Source organism: Verrucomicrobiia bacterium (genome assembly GCA_035629175.1).
Lineage (GTDB): Bacteria > Verrucomicrobiota > Verrucomicrobiia > Limisphaerales > DASXHY01 > DASXHY01.
The window spans coordinates 14,202-35,613 of the sequence record DASPIL010000069.1; the positions used below are offsets into that span (position 1 = coordinate 14,202).

18 protein-coding genes are annotated in these 21,412 nt (G+C 57.1%); 12 read left to right on the plus strand and 6 right to left on the minus strand.

Going from position 1 to position 21,412, the window contains the following annotated elements; all coding sequences use genetic code 11:
• Window positions 1-64 precede the first annotated feature (64 nt).
• From VEH04_12325 to dnaN, 3 genes are all read left to right on the plus strand, one after another.
• A complete protein-coding gene (locus VEH04_12325) occupies window positions 65-733 on the plus strand; it encodes a sulfite oxidase-like oxidoreductase (GenBank protein HYG23563.1) in 669 nt (222 codons plus the stop codon).
• Window positions 734-736: 3 nt separating this feature from the next.
• Window positions 737-1,882: a cysteine desulfurase family protein gene (locus VEH04_12330; GenBank protein HYG23564.1), complete on the plus strand. Its 1,146-nt coding sequence runs from the start codon at window positions 737-739 to the stop codon at window positions 1,880-1,882.
• Between the two features lie 207 nt (window positions 1,883-2,089).
• The gene (gene dnaN, locus VEH04_12335) at window positions 2,090-3,199 is read left to right on the plus strand and encodes a DNA polymerase III subunit beta (GenBank protein HYG23565.1); all 1,110 of its coding nucleotides are present in this window, start codon (window positions 2,090-2,092) and stop codon (window positions 3,197-3,199) included.
• A gap of 16 nt (window positions 3,200-3,215) precedes the next feature.
• On the opposite strand, the gene argS is transcribed toward dnaN, so the two are convergent.
• The 4 genes from argS to VEH04_12355 all read right to left on the minus strand — a co-directional run bounded on the left by argS (window position 3,216) and on the right by VEH04_12355 (window position 6,572).
• Window positions 3,216-4,985, minus strand: coding sequence for an arginine--tRNA ligase (argS, locus tag VEH04_12340; GenBank protein ID HYG23566.1), 1,770 nt, complete (start codon window positions 4,983-4,985; stop codon window positions 3,216-3,218).
• Between the two features lie 103 nt (window positions 4,986-5,088).
• A complete protein-coding gene (locus tag VEH04_12345; GenBank protein ID HYG23567.1) occupies window positions 5,089-5,553 on the minus strand; it encodes a PTS sugar transporter subunit IIA in 465 nt (154 codons plus the stop codon).
• Between the two features lie 97 nt (window positions 5,554-5,650).
• The gene (locus VEH04_12350) at window positions 5,651-6,331 is read right to left on the minus strand and encodes a M50 family metallopeptidase (GenBank protein HYG23568.1); all 681 of its coding nucleotides are present in this window, start codon (window positions 6,329-6,331) and stop codon (window positions 5,651-5,653) included.
• A 97-nt stretch (window positions 6,332-6,428) separates the two neighbouring features.
• The gene (locus tag VEH04_12355; protein ID HYG23569.1) at window positions 6,429-6,572 is read right to left on the minus strand and encodes a hypothetical protein; all 144 of its coding nucleotides are present in this window, start codon (window positions 6,570-6,572) and stop codon (window positions 6,429-6,431) included.
• A gap of 4 nt (window positions 6,573-6,576) precedes the next feature.
• Here VEH04_12355 and VEH04_12360 point away from each other — a divergent pair, with 4 nt between their 5' ends.
• The 5 genes from VEH04_12360 to VEH04_12380 all read left to right on the plus strand — a co-directional run bounded on the left by VEH04_12360 (window position 6,577) and on the right by VEH04_12380 (window position 13,643).
• The gene (locus VEH04_12360) at window positions 6,577-10,161 is read left to right on the plus strand and encodes a discoidin domain-containing protein (protein HYG23570.1); all 3,585 of its coding nucleotides are present in this window, start codon (window positions 6,577-6,579) and stop codon (window positions 10,159-10,161) included.
• An 80-nt stretch (window positions 10,162-10,241) separates the two neighbouring features.
• Window positions 10,242-10,862, plus strand: coding sequence for a hypothetical protein (locus VEH04_12365; GenBank protein HYG23571.1), 621 nt, complete (start codon window positions 10,242-10,244; stop codon window positions 10,860-10,862).
• Window positions 10,822-11,580: a ribonuclease III gene (gene rnc / locus VEH04_12370; protein ID HYG23572.1), complete on the plus strand. Its 759-nt coding sequence runs from the start codon at window positions 10,822-10,824 to the stop codon at window positions 11,578-11,580. Before VEH04_12365 ends, rnc begins: the two co-directional genes overlap by 41 nt.
• 78 nt (window positions 11,581-11,658) lie before the next feature.
• Window positions 11,659-12,327, plus strand: coding sequence for a glutathione S-transferase family protein (locus tag VEH04_12375; protein ID HYG23573.1), 669 nt, complete (start codon window positions 11,659-11,661; stop codon window positions 12,325-12,327).
• Window positions 12,324-13,643 (plus strand): PhoH family protein, encoded by a 1,320-nt coding sequence (locus tag VEH04_12380; GenBank protein HYG23574.1) that lies wholly within the window; start codon window positions 12,324-12,326, stop codon window positions 13,641-13,643. The genes VEH04_12375 and VEH04_12380 overlap by 4 nt, the downstream gene beginning before the upstream one ends.
• Before the next feature lie 184 nt (window positions 13,644-13,827).
• Here the strand turns inward: VEH04_12380 and VEH04_12385 are convergent, their stop codons facing one another.
• Both VEH04_12385 and deoC read right to left on the minus strand, forming a co-directional pair.
• Window positions 13,828-15,840: a CHASE2 domain-containing protein gene (locus tag VEH04_12385; protein ID HYG23575.1), complete on the minus strand. Its 2,013-nt coding sequence runs from the start codon at window positions 15,838-15,840 to the stop codon at window positions 13,828-13,830.
• 76 nt (window positions 15,841-15,916) lie between these two features.
• Window positions 15,917-16,648: a deoxyribose-phosphate aldolase gene (deoC, locus tag VEH04_12390; GenBank protein ID HYG23576.1), complete on the minus strand. Its 732-nt coding sequence runs from the start codon at window positions 16,646-16,648 to the stop codon at window positions 15,917-15,919.
• A gap of 266 nt (window positions 16,649-16,914) precedes the next feature.
• On the opposite strand from deoC, the gene VEH04_12395 reads away from it, so the two are divergent.
• The 4 genes from VEH04_12395 to VEH04_12410 all read left to right on the plus strand — a co-directional run bounded on the left by VEH04_12395 (window position 16,915) and on the right by VEH04_12410 (window position 21,410).
• Window positions 16,915-17,574 carry a site-2 protease family protein gene (locus VEH04_12395; GenBank protein HYG23577.1) on the plus strand — a complete coding sequence of 220 codons (660 nt, stop codon included), beginning with the start codon at window positions 16,915-16,917 and terminating at the stop codon, window positions 17,572-17,574.
• A 172-nt stretch (window positions 17,575-17,746) separates the two neighbouring features.
• Window positions 17,747-18,427, plus strand: a complete 681-nt coding sequence (locus VEH04_12400) for a PEP-CTERM sorting domain-containing protein (protein HYG23578.1) — start codon at window positions 17,747-17,749, stop codon at window positions 18,425-18,427.
• Window positions 18,428-18,496: 69 nt separating this feature from the next.
• Window positions 18,497-20,506, plus strand: a complete 2,010-nt coding sequence (locus VEH04_12405) for an immunoglobulin domain-containing protein (protein ID HYG23579.1) — start codon at window positions 18,497-18,499, stop codon at window positions 20,504-20,506.
• 55 nt (window positions 20,507-20,561) lie between these two features.
• Window positions 20,562-21,410, plus strand: coding sequence for a prepilin-type N-terminal cleavage/methylation domain-containing protein (locus VEH04_12410; protein HYG23580.1), 849 nt, complete (start codon window positions 20,562-20,564; stop codon window positions 21,408-21,410).
• Window positions 21,411-21,412: the final 2 nt, after the last annotated feature.

Below are 21,412 nucleotides of genomic sequence, written 5' to 3' on the forward strand. Positions count from 1 at the left end.
AAAACCGCTGCGCGCTTTACAGCCGCCTCGGCTGAAGGGATTGTTTGGCAAACGCTGCAGGAACATGAAGGAAAAATACATCGCCGCGAAAGAGCGCTGGGCCAGGAAGATGGCTGGCAAACCGGCTTCCACATCGCCCCGCTCCGGGGAGCGCCTGCCTCCTGGCCAGAGGCAGGTCACGAACTTCCCGGTGCTTGATTTGGGAATCCGTCCCGATGTTTCTTTGACGGAATGGCGTCTCAAAATCGGAGGAAAGGTCGAAAACCCGGTTAATTTGACCTGGTCTGAGTTCATGGATCTGCCTCAGTTCAAGGATGTCAGCGACTTTCATTGTGTCACGACCTGGAGCCAGTTCGACATGGAGTTTGAAGGCGTCGCTTTTTTCACCCTCGCTGACCTTGTCAAACCGCTTTCTTCTGCCACTCACGTGTTTTTCAAGAGTTACGACGGCTATTCGACCAACAATCCCATCGACGTCTGCATGGATGATGACGTGCTGGTGGCTCATTCGTGGAACGGAAAGCCGCTGACTCCCGACCATGGCGGTCCCGCGCGTGTGATCATCCCAAAACGCTACGCCTGGAAGGGCGCCAAGTTCGTCCGTGAGATCACTTTCATGGATCAGGACATCCTTGGTTTCTGGGAAGTCCGCGGGTATTCGAACACCGCAGATCCTTGGAACGAAGATCGTTTTGCCAGGAACGATGATGTTCCACCTGGCTTCTTCACGTGACCTGTGCGGACCATTTACTTCGACTACAACGCCACCACGCCGCTCGATGCCAGCGTCCGGGACGCGATGATGCCGTTCTTCGGTACCATTTGGGGCAATCCCTCGAGCATTCATCACGTGGGCCGCACAGCACGCGCTCATCTCGACGAGGCTCGCGATCGCAGCGCTGCAATTCTTGGATGCAAGCCCAGCGAACTGATCTTTACCAGCGGCGGAACTGAAAGTGCAAATCTTGCCGTCTTCGGAGCGGCCAGGATGCTTCAGAAGAAGGGGCGCCACATCATCACATCGTCAATCGAGCATCACGCCGTCCTGCACTCATGTCGTTACCTCGCTGATCGAGAAGGCTTTGATGTCACGCTGCTGCCAGTCGATTCCACGGGCCGCGTTTCTCCTGCCGCTTTGCAGTCGGCTATTCGTCCCGACACTGTGCTTGTCTCGATAATGGCGGCCAACAATGAGGTGGGAACCATTCAGCCCGTTGCTGAACTCGGCGCTTTATGCCGCCACTTGGGCATCATCTTCCACACCGACGCCGTCCAATGGTTTGGAAAGCAGCCTTTCACAAACATTCATCAGTTCGAGGCTGATCTTGTTTCGATCTGCGCCCACAAGTTTCATGGTCCGAAGGGAGTGGGTGCCTTGTTCATCCGATCTCCTCTTCAGCCCGATCCCATCCTGTTTGGCGGCGGGCATGAAAACGAACGCCGCGCCGGAACCGAAAATGTCGCAGCTGTCGCCGGTTTCGTTGAAGCTCTGGAACGCTTCGTCCCTCGCCCCGTTTTTGATGCTTCTTTCCTATCGCCACTTTCCGAACGACTCATTCAGTCTGCTGAATCCATTCCGGGAGTTCACTTTGCAGGCTCTCGTGAACACCGCCTTCCCAACACGGTTTCGTTTGTCGTTGAGAACACAGACAGCATCGCCTTGATGGCAGGCCTGGATATCGAAGGTATATGTGCTTCAAGCGGCTCCGCCTGTTCCGCTGGTTCCCTCGAACCTTCGCATGTGGTTCAAGCTCTCGGTTTTTCTCCATCTCTCTCCAACGCTCTCGTCCGATTCTCGCTCGGACGCGATTCCTCTCTTCTCGAAGTTGAGCACGTCGAACAGGTCCTCCCCCACATCATCAGGCGCTCACAACGTCGTTAAAAGAGGTCCAAGAACCTGTGAACAGATTGTGGATGATGTCAACAAACCGGGTTTCTACCTATTGTGCTTTGTTGCTCAGAAAGTTCTTCGCAGGGCCGACATTGATCGTTACCCCGTCATTCCTTGACACCCCCAATTGTTTGCCTTATTCACACCCGATATTAAGAAGAGATTTGTACAGCTAAAGAATCATCTATTAAGCGACTCATGAACCTGACCATTGCTAAGGATCAAATCATCAACGGTCTGCAGGCTGTTCAGAATGTCGTCAGCTCGCGTTCTACGTTGCCTATCCTTTCCAATGTGTTGCTCAGGGCGGAAGGGGATCGTCTTGAACTCACCGCCACGGATCTCGACGTGACCGTGGTGTGCAGTGTGGAAGCGAAGGTAACGAAAGCGGGCGCAACCACGGTCCCGGTGAAGAAATTGTTCGGCATTGTAAGGGAATTAACGAATACGGACATCGAGCTGGAGGTGGATGACAAGAACACCACGAGCATTCGCTCGGGAGCGTCCTTCTATAAAATCAACGGATTGAGCGCGGATGAGTTTCCGCCATTGCCGAAGTTTAAGGATGACAAGAAGGTGACCCTGAATCAGGAAACCGCGAGGGGCATGATGAAGAAAACAGCCTTCGCAATGTCGACTGACGAATCGCGCTACGTGTTGAATGGAATTTTCCTGAGCCTTAAGGATCACAAGGTCACAATGGTGGCAACCGATGGCAGAAGGCTGGCCATGGTGGACGAAGAAGTGGATGTATCGGAGCAGAGCCAGGGTGAATTCATCATCCCATCCAAAGCGGTGAGCGAGCTGAACCGCCTGTTGCAGGAAAAGGGAGAAGTAGAAATTCGATATGCGGAAAATCAGGCGTCGTTTTCGCTCAGAAATGAACAGGGATTCAACGTTCTGATCATCACAAAGCTCATCGAAGGCAACTATCCGAATTACCGCCAGGTGATCCCGAATGAAGTGAAGGAAAGGGTAGCGCTGGGGAGGGAGGAATTTTTGCACGCGTTGAAGCGGGCAGAAATCATGACGAGCGAGAAGTCCAACTCCGTGAAGTTGAGTTTCGGAAAAAACAACCTCGCGATTACCGCCAATTCACCTGAAGTGGGCGAAGCGCGCGAAAGCCTTGCGATCAACTACAAGGGCAAGGAAATGGCGATCGCTTTTAATCCCAAGTACCTGATCGATCCCCTTAACGCGCTTTCCAATGATGAGATCTACATCGAACTCATTGATGAACTGAGTCCGGGCGTCGTAAAAATTAATGGCCCGTTCCTGTATGTCGTGATGCCGATGAGACTGACCTGATCGCGCTGCAGGGCCCCTACATCTGTTCCAAAGTCTCAATCCCTAGGGTATCCAGCCCCTGCTTCAGAACGCGCGCCGTAAGGTCACACAAGAGCAGCCTGCTGGTCCGTGTAGGCCCTTCACTTTTGAGAACGGGACAGTTTTCGAAAAACCCGGTGAATTGGCCGGCAAGGGCGTACAGGTAGTTGCAAAGGAAATTGGGGCGCAGTTCGTCGACAACTGCTTCAAGGGTGATTCCGAAATTCAAGAGGTGCTTGGCCAGGACAAGTTCTTCAGGTGCCTCCAACGTGAGATTCGAAACATCAAACTCATGGTTCGCCGGCAAATCCGCCTTGCGGAAAATGCTGCGGATCCTGGCGTAGGCGTATTGAAGATAAGGGACAGTGTTGCCGTTTAAAGCCAGCATCTTGTCCCAGCTGAAGACGTAATCACTCTGCCGGTTTGGCAGCAGGTCGGCGTATTTGACAGCGCCAATGCCCACCACCCGCGCTATCTCCCTTCTGTGAGCTTCAGGCAGGGCAGGACTTTTTTCTGAAACCAGGGCCAATGCTCGCTCCTCAGCCTCATCCAGCAACTCACCAAGCTTGACGGTTCCGCCAGAGCGCGTCTTAAAAGGCTTTCCGTCCTCGCCCATGATTTTACCGAAGCCGACATGGACGAGTTTCACTTTCCGCGCAACCTCGGGCTGCCAGCGGCTGAACGTGAGGAACAGCTTTCGAAAATGCGGGGCTTGGCGGTCATCCACCACGTAGATGATTTCATCGGGCGACCACGTCTTCATTCTATAGTCAATGGTCGCGAGGTCGGTGGTCATGTAATTGAATCCGCCATCGCTTTTCCGGACCAAGGCAGGATCCGCAATCCATTCGCCATCGCGATTGACCAGAAAAGGATCCTCTTTCGCAGGCAATGAGCCATCACTGAACACAGCAACCGCGCCCTCGCTCTCCCTTGCGATGCCCCGCTCCATCAAGTCAGCCACGACGTTGCCGAGCCAGGGATTGTAAAAGCTCTCACCCAGCGCGTGGTCGAAGTTCACACCCAGCCGTCCATAGATCGCGTCAAACTGAACCTGGGACAGGCGGATCATTTCCTTCCAGATCGCAACATTTTCGGCGTCGCCCCCCTGCAATTTCACCAACTCCTGCTTAGCTTCCGCGAGGCGTTCAGGGCTGGCGTCGCATTCGGCGTTGACGACCTGATAAAGCCGCTCCAGTTCGGCGATAGGATCCGCTTCGAGGGCGGCGCGATTCAAAAGCTGTTTCCATCCGAGCAGCAACTTGCCGAACTGGGTTCCCCAGTCGCCGATATGGTTGTCGCTGATCGTTCTGTGCCCGAGCAAGCGGAAAACCCGCTGAAGCGCATCCCCGATGCCAGTGGAGCGGATATGGCCCACATGCATCGGTTTGGCCACGTTGGGCGAGCTGAAATCGATGACGATGGTGCGTGGCGCCGAAGGCTTGGTGAAGAAGAAGTGTTCGCCACGCGCAGCCGATCGCAATGTTTCAATAACGGCATCGTTCTTCAATCGGAAGTTTAGAAACCCGGCACCCGCAATCTCAACCGTCTCGCACCAAGCTGAGACTTCGAGACGGCTGACGACGTCGGCCGCCAGCTGGCGCGGATTCATTTTGCGGGCCTTCGCAAGGGACATCAGCGCGTTCGACTGGTAATCGCCAAACTTGGGATCGCATGGGCGCACGAGGACGGAGGAGATGTCGGCATCCGGCAGGACAGATTGCACGGCTGCTTGCAGCGCAGACTCAATTTGCTTGTGAGGTAACACGGGAAACGAGATTCAAGGGTCAGGTTTGAAGTTTCAAGCCTGGAACAGGAAGGGAAAGGGACGAAACAGCGCTCCGCTGGTTCAAGAACGCAGGGGAAAAATCCTAACGCTTACCGTGGTCGCGGATGATCTTGAGCATCGATTCAGCGTCGGGAGCCTGTTCAAGGGCCTGGCGGAATTCAGCCTTGTGCAGGAGCTTGGCGATGTTCGCGAGAGTGTGCAGATGCTTTTGGAACTGACCTTGAGGAACGAGGAACAGCATCACCAGGTTCACTGGCTGATTGTCGAGGGCATCGAAGCTCACGCCTGTCTTTGAACGGCCAAGGGCGCCAACGACTTCATAGATCAGATCCGTGGAAGCGTGCGGAATTCCAATGCCAAAGCCGATGCCAGTGCTCATCGAGGACTCGCGCTTTTTGACGACGGCAGCGATCGCGTCGTGGTGCTCGGGTTTGATCCGCCCCGTGGCGACCAGGGTGTTGATCAGCTCGTCGATGGCCTGCCACCGATCCGTCGCTTTGAGATCGGTGAGGATCTGATCACTCGTCAAAATGTCGCCTAAATCCATAGGGTCGTAATTTTCCGCTTTCGCATTTCGCCTGAAGCGAGCGGGCTTATCAAGACAGAATTCAACCGCACAAGTGCGGAATACATGCGTAATAGTCCTACATCCAGCTGCCGAGTCGCCGCACGACGTCCTCCGTTCCCGCAAGCCACCAGAGCAGCGCCGTCGTCACGTGAATACGATTCGCGAGCAGTGGCACTCCCACGAGTAGCACGATCACGTTGCCGAGAAAGATGACCACTGCGGAAAAGAGATAACCCTGGCTGGTGATGTCGGACTGTCGGGTTTGAAGAACGTGGCCCGTGAGGCTGACGTGAAACGCGTAGGCGCCGCCAAGGGCCAGGTGGAAACACATGAGGTAGGGTTGCCAGTTCCAGATGAAGTCGCCCACAACGAAGACCAGCACCGTCAAGGCCGCGTATAAGGGGAAAAAGTAAGGTGCGAGCGCAATCAGGAAATTGGTTTTCGTGATGATGACGTGCCCGCCCGTCGAACTGGTTTTGAACTTCTTCACCCGCCCGCCAAACAACCATGTCCAGAGTGCGTGCGTGAGTTCATGCCCAAAGACGTAGACCCACATAGGCCGCGGCAGCAAAACGTAAATAATGATCCAGCAGGCAACGCCAGCCAGAAACGGCACCCACGTTTCATCGGCGGCGCCGCTTTGCCGAATGACACGCAACGCGGCAGTAGCGGCGCCCGCGCAGACCGGGAGCAGGCAGATGGCGACGACGAGCTTGAACCATTTCGGCATCTGCAGACCCATAAACAAAACGGGCACGGCAGTGTCGATTCCAATTTCATTTCTCAGCGGCCGGGGCGAGGGCCGAATCACCCGGAATAGTCGTCTTCAAGTCTGGTGCGGAGAGGCCCAGGAGCTACAATGCTTCCGCTTTGAGAATTCGATACTTCTTTTTGGTGACAATGCTGTTTCTCGCAGGCGCCTGCGCGTCGCGCGCGGCCCTTTCCTGGCATTGGACGAGCACGCCGTCTGACCCGGCAATTTCCAACTCAATCGCCATTGGCATGAATGGCGCCATCAACGCATATAACACCTACGCGAACTATTCCGGCAGCGTCCCGGTCAACTACAATTCCGGAGTTCCCACGGCGCAGGCAAGTTATCAGGGGTGGGTGACGTTCGGTGGCTCGCGCAGTTTCCGGGTGGCGCTGCATGAAATGGGGCATTGGATGGGAGCAGGCACCTACAACACGTGGAACAACCTGCGTGATGGCAAATGGATCGGCACGTACGGCAATGCAGCAATTCAGGCGTTTGACGGGCCGGGCGACCGCATAGGGGCCGATGCCAGTCACTTCTGGCCGTACGGCTGGAACTTCGACAACGAAGCCATCAATCCCGAACGGCATGTGGCGCTCATCGGCGCGATGCGGCGGGACATGGGACTCTCGGATTCAACGATCGGCATGGTCCCGGGAACCTATCGGTTGCGAAACCGCGCCACGGTCAAGATGCTCGACAACGGCGGAAACAACGCGGAGGGCGCCCCTCTGGTTCAGATGGACAACAGCGCCGCCACCAGCCAGCGATGGACGATCACCTTGCTGGCCGGAGGCTATTTCACTCTCCAGAACGTCGCGAGCGGCCGCAATCTGGACACGCTTGGAGTGTCGACCAACGGCGCACCCATCGTGTTGTCAGCGCCGGGCACCAACTTCAGCCAGCAATGGCAGGTCGTGGCGAGTGATTCCGGCTTTTACCGCATCGCGAATCGAGCCACGGGAAAGTATCTCGATGCCGCCAACCAACAAGCAAGCGGGGCCGCAATTCAAAGCTGGGGCAGCGACCTCTCAGGCGATCAGGAATGGAAATTCGTCAGCACGTCCGTCGTGAACCTGCCAGCCCCGGGCGCTATCTCGCAGGGTCAGCCTGCCACGGCAAGTTCCACTGAATCTGGAAACGATCAATGGGAAGGAAACGACGGCGCGCCTGCAACCCGCTGGGCGGCCTCCAGCGGATCGTTTCCGCAGTGGTGGCGTGTCGATCTTGGATCGGTGCAACCCATCACGAAAGTGGTGATCGATTGGTATAACGCTTCGCCGCGGGCGTACCGTTACAGAATCGAAGTGAGCAGCGACGACGTGAACTACACCGTAGTCGCCGACAAGACAGGCAACAACGTACAGGGAACCACCACGGACCTTGTGTCGGCCACTGGGCGTTATGTTCGTGTCACAATTACCGGCGCCACGGCGGGTTGGGCTGGACTCTGGGAGGTGCGTGTGTTCAATGACACAGCTCCCCTGGAACTCGCGTCGCAATATCGACCCGCCACCGCGAGCAGCTCGTTGACAGGGAATCTCCCCGTGAACAGCAATGACGGCGACCCGGCGTTTACTCGCTGGACGGCCTCGAGCACTGCGTATCCACAATGGTGGCGGGTAGACCTCGGAACAGTGCAATTGATCAGCAAGGCGGTGGTTCAGTGGCTGGGCGCCGGCTCGCGCGCTTACAAATATCGCATTGAAACCAGCACAGATGACGCGACATGGACCGTGCTGCTTGATAAAACCGGCAATACGGCCACAGGAACCACGACCGACCAATTTTCAGCGTACGCGAGGTACGTCCGTGTCACGGCAACCGGAGTCGCGCCGGCCGGAAGCGCCGCGGCGTTCTACGAGTGCCAAATCTACAGCCGCTCGTTATCGCCCTGGACCAGTGCGGACATAGGCGATCTGCAGGCGCCGGGATCGTCCAGCATCTCGAATGGCGTTTTTTCGGTGGCGGGCTCCGGCTCGGACATAGGCGGCACCTCGGATGAATTCCATTTTGTTTACCAACCAGTCGCGGGCGACTTTATCATCAGCGCGCGCGTCACGGCAAGTGACAATACGAATCCATGGGCGAAGGCAGGGTTGATGATTCGGGAAAGCACAAACGCAAACTCAAGATACGTGCTCCAGTTTATCACGCCAGAAAATGGAATCGCCCTGGATGCGCGCCCCGGCACGGGCGACGAAACCGAGCATCTCGCATCGGAAGCACTGGTATCGATTCCATACTGGCTTCGCCTCGCTCGCTCTGGAAACACGGTGACCGCGTACCGCTCTGCCAATGGAGTCAATTGGTTGATGCTCGGCAGCACAGCAGTCGCGTCGAGTGGCAACAGCCTTGTTGGCCTTGCCGTGAGCAGTCGCAACGATGGGGTGGTGAACACCTCCATGTTCGATAAGGTCGCCATCACGCTGCCGCTGGTTCCAGGGAATGTCGCAGGATTGATCGCGACGGGCGGCAACCGCTCAATCGGTCTCCAATGGACCAGCGCCATGAACGCGGCGTCGTATACCGTGAAGCGGTCTCCCATGAGCGGCGGGCCATACGCCACCGTGAGCTCGGGCGTCACGGGAAATGTTTACGTGGATTCAAGCCTGACCAATGGCGTCACGTATTACTACAGGGTGAGCGCCAGCAATGCGGATGGTGAATCGGTCGATTCGCCCGAGGCAAGCGCGACAGCCAATGTGGCGCCAGCGCAGTTGCACGCATGGCTTAAGTTCGATGAAGCCGCAGGCATGATTGCCGCGGATTCGGCTGGCAACGGATGGAATGGAACCCTTGTGAACTCCCCCGTGAGAGCGGCCGGTTACGCCGGCAACGCCGTGAACCTTGCGAGCGCCAACAGCCAGCATGTGACGTTGCCGGCGGGCATCCTCACGAATCTTTTCGACTTCAGCATCAGCGCCTGGGTGCGATTGAATTCACTGAGTTCATGGACGCGCCTTTTTGATTTCGGCACCGGAACCTCCGTGAACATGTTCCTTACTCCGCAGAACGGCGCCAACAATGCCGTTCGATTCGCCATTACAACCAGCGGTGGTGGTGGTGAACAGGTCATCAACGGCGCGGGCCCGCTGCCGGTCGGCGTGTGGAAGCATGTGGCTGTTACAGTGAGCGGCTCGGAGGGAATTCTCTACATCGATGGAATTCCTGTCGGAACCAACAGCTCCCTGAGCCTGAAGCCGGCGCACCTCGGTTCAACCACGTTGAACTACCTCGGCCGTTCGCAATACAGCGATCCCTATCTGAATGGATTGATTGATGATTTTCGCATCTATCGCGGGACGCTGACACCCGGCGAAGTGGCGACTTTCCTTACGCCCCTCGCAGCCCCTGCCGCTCTGACAGCAGCCGGCGGCTACGGCTGGATCGAGTTGCAGTGGGAAGCCGTGGCTTCGGCGACGGGATACAATGTGTTTCGATCTGAAAGTGAAGGCGGACCGTACGAATGGATCGGATCCACGACTTTCAACGCGTTCACCAACGGCGGGCTCGGGCAGGGGTTGCCGTACTTTTATGTGGTGAACAGCACGAACGCAGCGGGCGAAAGCCCCCTGTCTGCGGCTGCAGGAGTGGTTACTGCGATCGCGGCGCCGCCAGCGATAACGGCAAACCGGTCAGCAGGAAACCTTCAGCTCGAATGGCCTGCCGGAAATTTCGGATGGCGGCTGGAAATGCAAACCAACAGCGCCAACGCGGGGATAGGCACTAATTGGATTAGCGTGGAACTCTCGACGTCGACCAATCGAATGGTGTTGCCCGTCAGTCCTGAACCCGGGAACGTTTTCTTCCGGCTGGTTTATCCGTAAGACAGCCGGATGGAGTTTCGCAGCTCTTGGCAAATGCATTTGCAGACCAGGTCGGGTCGGCGCTATGGTGAACGCGCATTGTGATAACGGATTGGAATATTCAGTCGCGCGGGCACGGCTGCGAAGCTTGCGGCAAAACGTTCGCAGACCAGGAATCCTATCACACCGTCCTTGTGGACGAAAAAGCCGGTCTTCGCCGATCCGATTTCTGCGCGGGTTGCTGGCAGGAGAAAATGGCTGGTGCCCGCAGTGACCGCTTTGTCTCATGCTGGCAGGGAGTCTACCAGGCGCCTCCTCCTCCCACGGAAACCATCAAGAAAGAAACAGCTGAGACTCTGCTGCGAAAACTGATCGAATTGAACGATCCGGAGTACATGCCCGCGGGGTACATCCTTGCCGTGATGCTGGAACGCAAACGATTGTTGAAGGTGAAGGAACAGATTCGGCGCAACGGCCAACGCATCTTCATTTATGAACACCCCGCCTCGGGTGATGTGTTCACCATAACCGATCCCGATTTGCACCTGGACCAGCTTGAAAAGGTGCAGCGCGATGTAGCCCACCTTCTCGAACACGGGTTCGCCGCGCAAGCCGCCGCACAAAATCCCGATACACCGGCGCCGTCAGCTGACCCGCAGAATCCTGCTGCAACGGAAGAACATGGCGAATCCGGTCGGCCGGAATCATTGCAACGTGGCTGATTACGACCAACTCGAGGCTAAACTCGGATATCGGTTTCGCGATCCCCAACTGCTGAAGCTGGCCCTCACGCACCCTTCGATCGCGCATGAAATCGGGCACAAGATCGAAACCAACCAACGCCTTGAGTTTCTCGGTGACGCCGTGCTGCAGTTGGTTTTGACGAGTGAACTTTTCACACGCTTTCCTGAATACGAGGAGGGGCCGCTGACGAAAACCCGCGCGAGAATGGTGAACCGGCGCGCGCTTGCCGATCACGGACGCGAGATAGGCCTGGGAAGCCACCTGCTGGTGAGCCGCGGCGAGGAGTTGCATGGCGGGCGCGATCGTCAATCGGCGCTGGCGGACGCCTATGAAGCAGTGCTAGGCGCGGTGTTCCTCGATGGCGGATTCGAAGCCGCACGAGAGGTTGTTCTTGAGCAGTTCAAAAAATGGCTCGGGTCGGGGGCCGCGACAACCGTGGTTGATAATCCTAAAGGGGAGCTGCAGGAATTCTTGCAGGCGAACTCGAGCGAGTCACCGCAATACCACGTGGTTTCCGCCACCGGACCTGATCACGATCGAGTATTCGAATGCACGGTTCATCACGGAGGCATGGAACTGGCACGAGGCAGCGGACGGAGCAAAAAGGCGGCGGAAAGCGAGGCCGCAAGGCACGCGCTCGAAAAGTGCCGCGAAGGATTGCCGCACGCTCCGTGCGGGGATGAAAACCCGCAGTGAATTTCTTTTTTGGGTTTCCGCTTGTCAGGCCAAAATCACGGTCCTAAGTTGAGGCCACACAGCGCCTGAAATTTTGGAATGATTGAATTGGTTCAGTTTCCGTGGAGTCCCTTCTGCATCGTTCAGCGGCGAATCCTGGAATTCTCGCGCGTCCCTTTCAAGATCCTCAACATTGCCTACGGCGATCGCTCTCTCATCTGGAAACTCACCCGCGAGCAATATTACGGCGTTCCGATTGTTCGCGACGGACGTCACGTCGCTTTTGAATCGGGGGAGGATTCCCAGGACATCGCCAAATATTTGGATCGCAAGCTGAAGCTGGATCTGTTTCCCGCGGAACTCGAGGGTGTTCAATCGATTCTGTGGCGCTACATCGAAGGTGAAATCGAAGGCTGCACGTTCCGGCTCGATGACGTCTACTGGCGCGAGTTGGTGCCCAAGGCCGACCAGGCGGCGTTTGTCCGCCACAAGGAACGAAAGTTTGGGCGCGGCTGCCTGGATCAATGGCGCGAGCAGCAGGATGCCTGGCTGAAGCGCCTCGAGGTAGGACTCCTTCCGTTCGAACAGATGCTGGAGCACAATCGTTTTCTCCTCGGCGATAAACCCAGGTTTGTTGACTTCGACCTTTTCGGGATGCTGGGGAATTTCCTCTATTCGGGGCACTATCGCCTTCCCAAGGCACATCCGAAGATTAAACGCTGGTACCGCCTGATGTCCGACATTCAATTTGACCCGCCGCGCTCGTGAAAAATTACATACTCGACACAAACGTCCTTCTCCACGACCCCCACTCCCTGCTGAATTTCGAGGAAAACAACGTCCTTCTGCCCATCGAAGTCATCGAAGAGATTGACCGCTTCAAAAGGGAATCAAGCGAGCTGGGCCAGAACGCGCGGACCGTTTCGCGAATGCTCGATTCGTATCGTGGCGATGGCAGCCTCAGTGCGGGAGTGAAGCTGCCGAATGGCGGCAAGCTGAAGATCGTTGTCGAGAAAGATGGCCAGGCGAACGGCAATGGCAACGTACAACTCTTTCACGGCGATTCCGTGGATAACCGCATTCTCGCGATGGCTTCCGCTGTGCAAAAGGCGCAGCCGAAGAACCCAGCCGTTCTGGTCAGCAAAGACATCAACCTGCGCATCAAGGCGGATGCGATCGGGCTGCAGGCGGAGGATTACGAGACAGATCGAGTCTTCATCAAGGATCTCTACACAGGGATGCTGGAAATGCCCGCTACAGCGGAGCAGCTCGCCGCCTTCCGCGCGAAAGGGGAACTTGAGCTTCCCGCCGGCAGGAAATATTTTCCGAATGAATATTGCACGCTGACGGATGAAACCAATCCGAAGCGGACAGCGCTGACGAAGGTCGATGCCTCGGGCACGCGGCTCATTCCGATTGTCGACTGTCGCGAAGGTGTCTGGGGAATAAAGCCGCGCAACCGCGAGCAGCATTTCGCGTTTGATGCGCTGCTCGACGACCGCATCAAGCTGGTCACGCTCATGGGCAAGGCGGGAACCGGCAAGACTCTGCTCGCCATGGCTGCCGGGTTGAAGCGCGTGGTGCATGATCGCGAGTTCCGCCGCTTGATCGTCGCGCGCCCGACAATCTCCATGGGCAAGGAACTCGGATTCCTTCCAGGCTCGCTCGAGGAAAAACTGGCGCCCTGGATGCAACCGATCCACGACGCGCTTGAGATGTTAAGCGACTTGAACATGGGCCAGGAGCATCGGCGCAGCGGAGACCTGATGCGTTCGGGCAGCATCGTGGTTGAGGCGCTCAGCTACATTCGCGGACGCAGCATCGCCAATCAGTTCATGGTCATCGATGAGGCGCAAAACCTCACGCCTCTCGAGGCGAAGACGATCATCACGCGCGTGGGACACGGGACCAAAATCATCTTCACGGGTGACCCTTACCAGATCGACAACCCGTATGTGGACTCATCCTCGAACGGGTTCAATTACATCGTGAGCCGTTTCCGTTCTGAAGCTGTCGCCGCGCATATCGAACTCCAGAAGGGCGAACGTTCGGAGCTGGCCGAACTGGCAGCGAATATCCTGTAGAAAGCTAAGCTGTTGCTCCCATTACCCTGAGCAACAGCAGCCCCGATCGAGCAGCGATATCCCGGCTGAGCCCGTTAAACGAGCCCGATCCCAAGCATGCTCCACCGCGAGCCACGGCTTATACGCATCAAATTGGCAAATCTTTCAAAGAAGTTTGCAGAACAGGGGATTTGCTGGATTCCGATCAACGCCCTTCCTGCTGGTTCTTTTGCAGCGAAACCAATTTCGCTTCCGCCGCAGCCAGGGCGCGGCACATCTCCGTGACGCATGAATACCGTTGCCGCAGGTCCGGGTGGCACGCTTTGACGATGATGCCATTGAGCAGTGAGAACTCCTCCACGCTGCGGCTTTCCACCATCGATGAAGAAATCTCGGGGAACTGCGACGCGGGATTTCCAGTGCTCAAAACGTAAAGGACCATGCCCAGTGAATAGATATCTGCCTGGACGGTTCCTGGAAGTTCCGGGAGTGGCGGCATGTAACCTGGAGTGCCCACGATACTTCGTTGTTCATCTGCACGACGGATTTCCGCAATGAGCCCGACATCGGCCACCTTTGGCTTGGCGTCCACGAAGATGATATTCTGGGGCTTGATGTCGCGGTGCGTCAAACCCTGGCTATGAAGGAAATCCAGAGGTTCGCAGAGCATCAGGCCGAGGCGAATGCAATCGATAGCCGGCAAGCGGCTGCGATGCAGCCCTGCGCGGAGATTCACCAGGTCGCGCGGCTTGTAGCGGTTGGGGTCGCCGCGCCAGTCGGGCGTGACGCTGTCGCCCAGTTCCATCACGTAGTAGAAATACCCTTGAAGCTTTTCACTGACGTGGGTGACCCGCAGGAGGCCGGGGTGCTGGTCCGAAATCCGGCGGTACAAATTCACGCCCTTGAATTCCCGTTCATACGGTTCTGTTCGCTGATCGAAGCGGGCCAGGTAAACCACCTTGAGCGCTTCCCAAGGACCCGAGCCTTTCCGAGCCAGCCACACTTTTCCATAGGCGCCCTCTCCAAAAGGCTTCGGCCAGAGCTCATATCCAGGCACATGCGGCTTCGGCTCCACTGGCTCAACGGCGGCTGCCGCAGTCGTCAACGAACGTTCCGCAAACAGGTGGACGCGATTGGCAAGAGCCCAGGCCATGGCCGTCGGAACCTGGGCCAGCACGACAATCATCCACGGAAACCAATAGTTCGAGGCGTGGCTCGCTATGATCGCGCTCGCGCCGAGGACCACCCCTGCCCCCACCCCCGTCACGAGGATCCATTTCCATCGGCGTTGCCATAACGTCGCCCCGAGACCGAGGCCAAAGAGCGCGATCAACCATGCCTCAATCCATCCCGGAAGACGCTGCAATCCTTCCTGACGCTTCAGGTTCAGGAATTCCGTGATCAGGATTTCGACGCCCCCCGTGGTTTCGCCCGTCCAACGGCTGAATGGCGTCAGGAATTCGTCGCGTTCATCGCCACTTAACGAGGTCCGCGGATGCGATCCGATAAATACGATTTTGTCCCTGTAAAAACCCTGGGGTTGCGACAACGCGAAGCGATAGCTCAATTCATCCCAGGTATTCTGGCCGTAGTAGCGCAGCCACAGTTCGACAGGCTTCAGCAAAGGAGGCGCTCCTGAAGCCGTGGCAGCGACAATCGGGAGGCTTGGATAAGGTCCTGGGGCGGGAAACGGCCAATGCCGCCGAACGATTCCGTCGACGTCCGGATCCAGCCAGGCAACGCCCCAGTTCGTGCGCGACGCGGAAAGGAACGGCTCGGCCGGGACGACGGGGCGGGCTCCAGCGATCTCAGGGTGCGTGACGCGGGCTTGCTCCGCCATCAGAACCATCGCCCTCTGCCGGCGCATGGCCGCAGCCAAAGCAGCGTCGGTTTCCGGATTCCGGGGCGCTCGAAAGAAGGCATCGAAGACCACCAGCGCGCATCCATCATCTGCAAGACGATTCAGCAGGCTGGCGTGAAGTCCGCGATCCCAAGGTTCGCCGCGCACCTGCTGATAGAAATCATACGCCTCGTTGTCGAGCTGGATGAGAACGATCTCAGTCTTCGGTGCACGTGACCCAAAGCGGAAAAGGTAATCGTAGCTCCCATGGATGAATCCCTGCCCAGCGGGTGTCGCCCACAAGAGCAAACCGACAAAGACAACCAGCCCGCCACCAATCGCGGATCTAACGGTCGGGCTGGTGGATCTCAAGTTCACGAGAGATCAATAACCCCTGCGGGCGCAAACGCAGGAACCCGAATTGAACGATCGCAGTTCAGCATGAGGGGCGCTGTCACGCCGGCTTCGATGTCCGTAAAAGATCTTGAACGATGGCAACGGAAGACGAGGTTCCCAATCGGTCGGCACCTGCGTTGATCATCTTCGAGGCGGTTTCCAGGTCACGTATGCCGCCTGAAGCTTTCACCCCGAACTTCGGACCCACCGTGGCGCGCAACAGCCGCACGTCCTCGACCGTTGCCCCGCCCGGGCCGAAGCCAGTCGAGGTCTTCACGAAATGAGCACCGCTCTCGAGAACCAGCTGGCACGCGCGGATCTTCTGTTCCCCGTCCAGCAGGCCTGTTTCCAGGATGATCTTGACCGGCCGTTCATCCGCAGATTCAACCACGTCGCGCAGCTCCCGCAGGATCACGGCATCGCGTGCATCTTTGAGATGGCCGATGTTCATCACCATGTCGATTTCGTGGGCACCGTCATCGATCGCCGCTTCTGCCTCAAAACGCTTCACATCGCCCGCCATGGCGCCGAGTGGGAACCCGACCACGGCCACCACCTGGATGTTCGTATCTTCCAGCAAGGAACGGGCATGTTCGACGTGAGATCCATTGACGCAGACGCAGCGGAATCCGAAATGCCGGGCTTCAGCGCAAAGGCGCTCGATATCCGCGGATGTGGCATCCGCCTTAAGCAGAGTGTGTTCGATATGAGCCGCCAGTTGGGCTGCGGAGAGAGCGTCTGTTCCCATGGCCAAAAACTGATTGATCCGTTCACCGAGGTCAACGTCCATCAAAAACCCAGCAGCCGCTTCCAATGTGGCCAGCGTTTGGCCGCCGGAGTGCCGACTTGCAGTTGGCTTCCACCTACTGACGAGCCGACCACGTTCCGGTTGAACCGTTATGCCCGATTCCACGAGGGCTGTTTCAATTGAGCCCGCAATTCAAAAATGGTGCGGTAAGACTGCAAGTCGGCGCTCCGGTGTTGTTGTAAGGCTCTGAACGGGTAGCCGGGTCCACCCTCGACTCCAAGCGTCACGGCGCGTAAGCTGCGCCGGCGATGGACATGAATCTTTTGGTTGAAGGGCTGATCCAATATATCGGCCTCGTGATTTTGCTCACCTTCCACGAGTTCGGGCACGCGTGGATGGCGCTGAAATGCGGAGATGATACCGCCAAGCTTCAGGGGCGGGTGTCGCTTAACCCGCTGGTTCACATCGATCCGATCGGGACAGTGGCCATTCCACTGTTTGCCCTATTCCTGTCGATGCAAGGGTCGGGATTAGGGAGTTTCCTTATTGGTTGGGCGCGTCCCGTTCCTGTGAATCCGTACAATCTCCGCAATCAGAAGCTGGATGACATCCTGGTGACGCTGGCCGGGCCGTGGATGAACGTCTTGCTGGCCATCGCGCTGATCGGCTTGGGCCGGCTTTTCCTTTTCGCAGGCATTCCTGTCGCCGTTGAAGTTTGCCTGGGCTGGGCGTTCATCAGCCTGCTGCTCTGTTTTTTCAATCTGCTGCCTATTCCGCCCCTGGACGGTTCGCAGGTGGTTCGCTGCCTCTTAAACATCAGCTACGAGGCATACTACCAAATGGCACGCTACGGTTTCATTGTCTTGATCATCGTTCTGCAGATCCCGGCGGTTCGCCAGGTCATAGCCTTCCTGAGTGATCGATCGTTTGTTGCAATAGCCCGAGTATTTGGGTTCGTCGGGGGCTGAACGCAATCCCCACGGTTGAATTCGGGGTCGGATCAATCACGGACGTCTGGCATTTCAAGGCTACCTGATCCAAGGTATCCAGAGCAATACTACCCACTTTGGTAGCTAGGCAGGGAGAGCCTCGCTGGTAGGCTGCCACTGTTTTCTGCTTAACAACCCAAACCAACTCCGCATGAAAAAATCGATTCAATGGTGCAAAGCCTCTCTTGGCGCGATGCTGCTTCTCGCTGCAGCCGCTTCTCCCGCCGCAACCCTCACCGTTGATCCGGGCGCCTCATGGCTCGGCTACATGAACGTCTTCAACCTGCCTTCGGATGGCGGCGCCTTTCAATTCGGCAGCAGCTGGGGCACGAGTGACCTTCGAGCGAGCTTTTCGGGAGACACGCTGACGCTGGCACCCAACACCATCGGTGACCTCGCGGCCTATTGGTATATTGGCGGAGGCGCGCCAGGCGCACCCGGCAACAAGATCATGGAAGCGAACTTTTACCAGGAAACGACAGGTCCCTTGTCGGGGCAGATGGTGACATTTACGGGCACCGTACTCGCAAATTCCCTGACCACCTCGCACACGGCGGTCGCCTTCATCAAGGATTTCGCGCCTGACTATTCTTCGTCAGTCACCACCACGGTGCCCCTCACCCCCGGCATGTTCAGCGTCAGCCTCGCTACGATCAACGATCCCGCGCGGCATGTTCAGTTTGGCTTCCAGATGACGGGCGTGAATGTATGGGCAACGGATGTCGGGCCATTTGGTTCCGTGCAGATTGCACCCATCCCTGAACCGACCGTTTTGTCGCTTGTTGCTGTGGGCCTCACCGGCCTGCTCCTGCGAAAACGTTTTGAAGTCTAGGATCCGATTCATCGAGTCAGCGAGTTCAACCAACCAATCAAACAGAGGGCAATGATGAAAACATACCGAATGTTGATCGCACCTATCATCGCAGCGGCTGCGATGCTTCTGGGTGCTGCGGAAAGCCACGCGCAGGTCACGGTGAAGGTGGATTCCACAAAGACCTGGCAGGGCTTCAATAACGTCGTCGGAACCAACGGGTTTGCATCCTACGCATTCGGAAGCGCGTGGGGACTGGCTGATCTCCGGGCCGAGTTCCTGCCCGCCAACAGCCCTTCCGGCTGGCCGTTCAGCACGGTTGGGATCATGCGGCCCAACGTGAATACCTACGACATCGCAAATGAGTTTTGGAATCTTCCGGATGGAACGGCCAATAAGCTGATCGAAGCAAATTGGTACGTGGACGTTGGAACCCAGTTCGCCGGACAGGCCGTCACCTTCGAAGGCACGGTGATTTCCAATAGCATTCCGATGACCGATTTGGGCGGGTTGCCCACCGTCACGCCGGATGCCGCATGGCACGTTGTTGCGTTCATCAAGGAATTCACCGCCTCGTACGGGTTTATTGGAATCACGACAACGACCAATCTTAGTCCGGGCGCGTTCACTGTCACCCGCAACATCGGCGCTGGCAGCGTGTGTCAGTACGGTTTCTACACGTTCGGACCTAACACCGCCCCGAGCTCGCCCGATGCCTTCACAGGACTGGCGGTGGTTGTCGAAGATTCAGATCCTGCAATCACGACCCAGCCTGTTGGCCAAACTGTGACAACAGGAACCGCGGTTCAGCTGAGTGTTGCTGCAGTGGGAGCGACAACGTTGAGCTATCAGTGGAAACGCGACAACGTCGATCTCTCTGACGTAGGAAACATCTCGGGAGCGAACACCCCAACGCTCACCATCGCAAACGCCCAGGTGACCGATTCCGGTCCCTACAGCGTCACTGTGACTGACACTGCTGGTTCTGTTGATTCGCAAACGGTGCAGGTCAACGTGCTCGACATAGTGATCACATCGAACCCGCAGAGCCAGCGCGTCGAGCAAGGATCGACCGTGCAGTTCAGCGTCGGCGCAACAAGCTCCTCTCCGCTAAATTACCAATGGAAGTCTGTGATCAATGGGGTCACGAATAATGTCGTTAACGGTGCCAACGCATCAGGCGCGACGACATCCACCTTGACGCTCACAAACGTGCAGGTTGCACAATCCGGATTCTACCTCGTTAGCCTCTCAACGGGTTCGGGATCGGCCGATACAGGAGCGAATCTGGTCGTGAAATCGTATGCGGATTTCGCGAACTTCCTCGAGAACCCCGGTTTTGAGAACGATCCCGCAGGCGTGAATGAAAGCCCCTGGGTTCGGTTCGAATCGACCGATCCGAGCTTCGGTTCGCTGCAGGACGCAAATGACATCTACTTCGGTGGCGGAAACGTGAACGTGCATCAAGGCACCTACGTGAGCTTCACGACGTTTAACGCCGAATGGTCAGGCATCTATCAGGATGTGCCGGCTAGCCCGGGCCAGATCTTCGCAGCCGACATGTGGTTCTACAACCCCAGCGGCGATCCCATTCCTTCCGTTGGCGCTGATAGCGAGAGCTTCATCGAGGTGCAGTTCCGCAACGGCGGCACTGTTCTCCAGCAATACATCACCGAGTTCATCACTCCGGAAACTCCCCAGAATGTCTGGTTTAATCTGCAGGCAACGAACGCGGGCGGCTTCGGAACGATGCCCCCCACCTCGAATGCGAAGTATCTTGTCGCACCGCCGGGAACAACCACGGTGCGCTTTCAAGTGACGATGCATGACTTGGGAAACAGCCTGGGGAACGGTTCGCTCTACTACGACAGCGCCCGTCTCATGCTGAAGGTTCCGGCCGCGGTGAATCCCGTCGCGGTGGGGAACACCCTGCAACTGAACTGGAAATCCCAGGGCGCGACCACCTATCAGATCCAATACAAGGATAACCTTGGAGATCCATGGGCTGTGCTGGAAGAAATCGCAGGCACAGGCCAGGTGATTTCCCGTTCCTATCCGACCACTGGATCACAGCGTCTCTATCGGATCGTAACGCTGTAAGAAATAAAACTTCCCCGAAGCCGCCACCCGGCTTCGGGGATTACTGAATTGAGCTATGAGGATTGTGACCCGTTTTGCCCTTTCAATGATCACGCTTAAGTCCCGAAGGCAAACCCGCCGGGGTTTTACCTTGATTGAGTTGCTGGTCGTGATCGCCATCATAGCCATTCTTGCCGCGATGCTGCTCCCGGCGTTAAGCAAGGCGAAGGTCAAGGCACAGGGCATTCAGTGTTTGAACAACCTGCGCCAACTCCAATTGGGTTGGGTCCTTTATTCGAACGATAACAACGAAAAAATTGTTCAGACCGGCGGGACGGCATGGCTTGTTACCAATCCGACCGACGTCGATGCACAGCCGGGTGGGAAAAAGGCGAACTGGGTCTTGGGCGATGTAAACTACACGGATCCGGAATTGATCAGGAAGGGATTGCTGTTCCCTTACATCAACAACATTGATGTCTACAAATGCCCCGCCGATCGCAAACTCTCCAACATCGAAGCGGGCAGGCCGACGCGGCGCAGCATGTCCATGAACGCCTGGATGAATCCAATCAGCACAGAAACGCTGCTGAACGAAAACGTGGGGGTGCTCTTCAGGAAACAAAGCCAGATCCGCCGGCCTTCGGAAGTCTGGGTCACGATCGACGAGAATTCCGCGAGCATCAATGACGGCTGGTTTGTAGTCCGGGTTGGCACGAGTGCCTGGTACGATTACCCCGCGACTTACCACAATCGCGCGAGCGGCATGTCGTATGCCGACGGCCATTCAGAAATGCGCAAGTGGAGGGATAAGGAAGTCGTGAGTCTCAAACCGGAATCCAATGCCAGCCGAACGACGCGCGCCGACGGGAGCGTCGACGACCATCAGTGGCTGCAGCAACGGAGCACCGAGCCGAAGCTGTAGAG

What these genes read in the sequence shown, in the direction of transcription:
- dnaN (HYG23565.1), top strand. Translation starts at nt 2,090, where the DNA reads ATGAACCTGACCATTGCTAAGGATCAAATCATCAACGGTCTGCAGGCT.
- VEH04_12355 (HYG23569.1), bottom strand. Translation starts at nt 6,572, where the DNA reads ATGGCGATTGAGTTGGAAATTGCCGGGTCAGACGGCGTGCTCGTCCAA.
- rnc (HYG23572.1), top strand. Translation starts at nt 10,822, where the DNA reads ATGGCGAATCCGGTCGGCCGGAATCATTGCAACGTGGCTGATTACGAC.
- deoC (HYG23576.1), bottom strand. Translation starts at nt 16,648, where the DNA reads ATGGACGTTGACCTCGGTGAACGGATCAATCAGTTTTTGGCCATGGGA.
- VEH04_12400 (HYG23578.1), top strand. Translation starts at nt 17,747, where the DNA reads ATGAAAAAATCGATTCAATGGTGCAAAGCCTCTCTTGGCGCGATGCTG.
- VEH04_12395 (HYG23577.1), top strand. Translation starts at nt 16,915, where the DNA reads ATGGACATGAATCTTTTGGTTGAAGGGCTGATCCAATATATCGGCCTC.
- VEH04_12375 (HYG23573.1), top strand. Translation starts at nt 11,659, where the DNA reads ATGATTGAATTGGTTCAGTTTCCGTGGAGTCCCTTCTGCATCGTTCAG.
- VEH04_12410 (HYG23580.1), top strand. Translation starts at nt 20,562, where the DNA reads ATGAGGATTGTGACCCGTTTTGCCCTTTCAATGATCACGCTTAAGTCC.
- VEH04_12325 (HYG23563.1), top strand. Translation starts at nt 65, where the DNA reads ATGAAGGAAAAATACATCGCCGCGAAAGAGCGCTGGGCCAGGAAGATG.
- VEH04_12405 (HYG23579.1), top strand. Translation starts at nt 18,497, where the DNA reads ATGTTGATCGCACCTATCATCGCAGCGGCTGCGATGCTTCTGGGTGCT.
- VEH04_12360 (HYG23570.1), top strand. Translation starts at nt 6,577, where the DNA reads ATGAATGGCGCCATCAACGCATATAACACCTACGCGAACTATTCCGGC.
- VEH04_12345 (HYG23567.1), bottom strand. Translation starts at nt 5,553, where the DNA reads ATGGATTTAGGCGACATTTTGACGAGTGATCAGATCCTCACCGATCTC.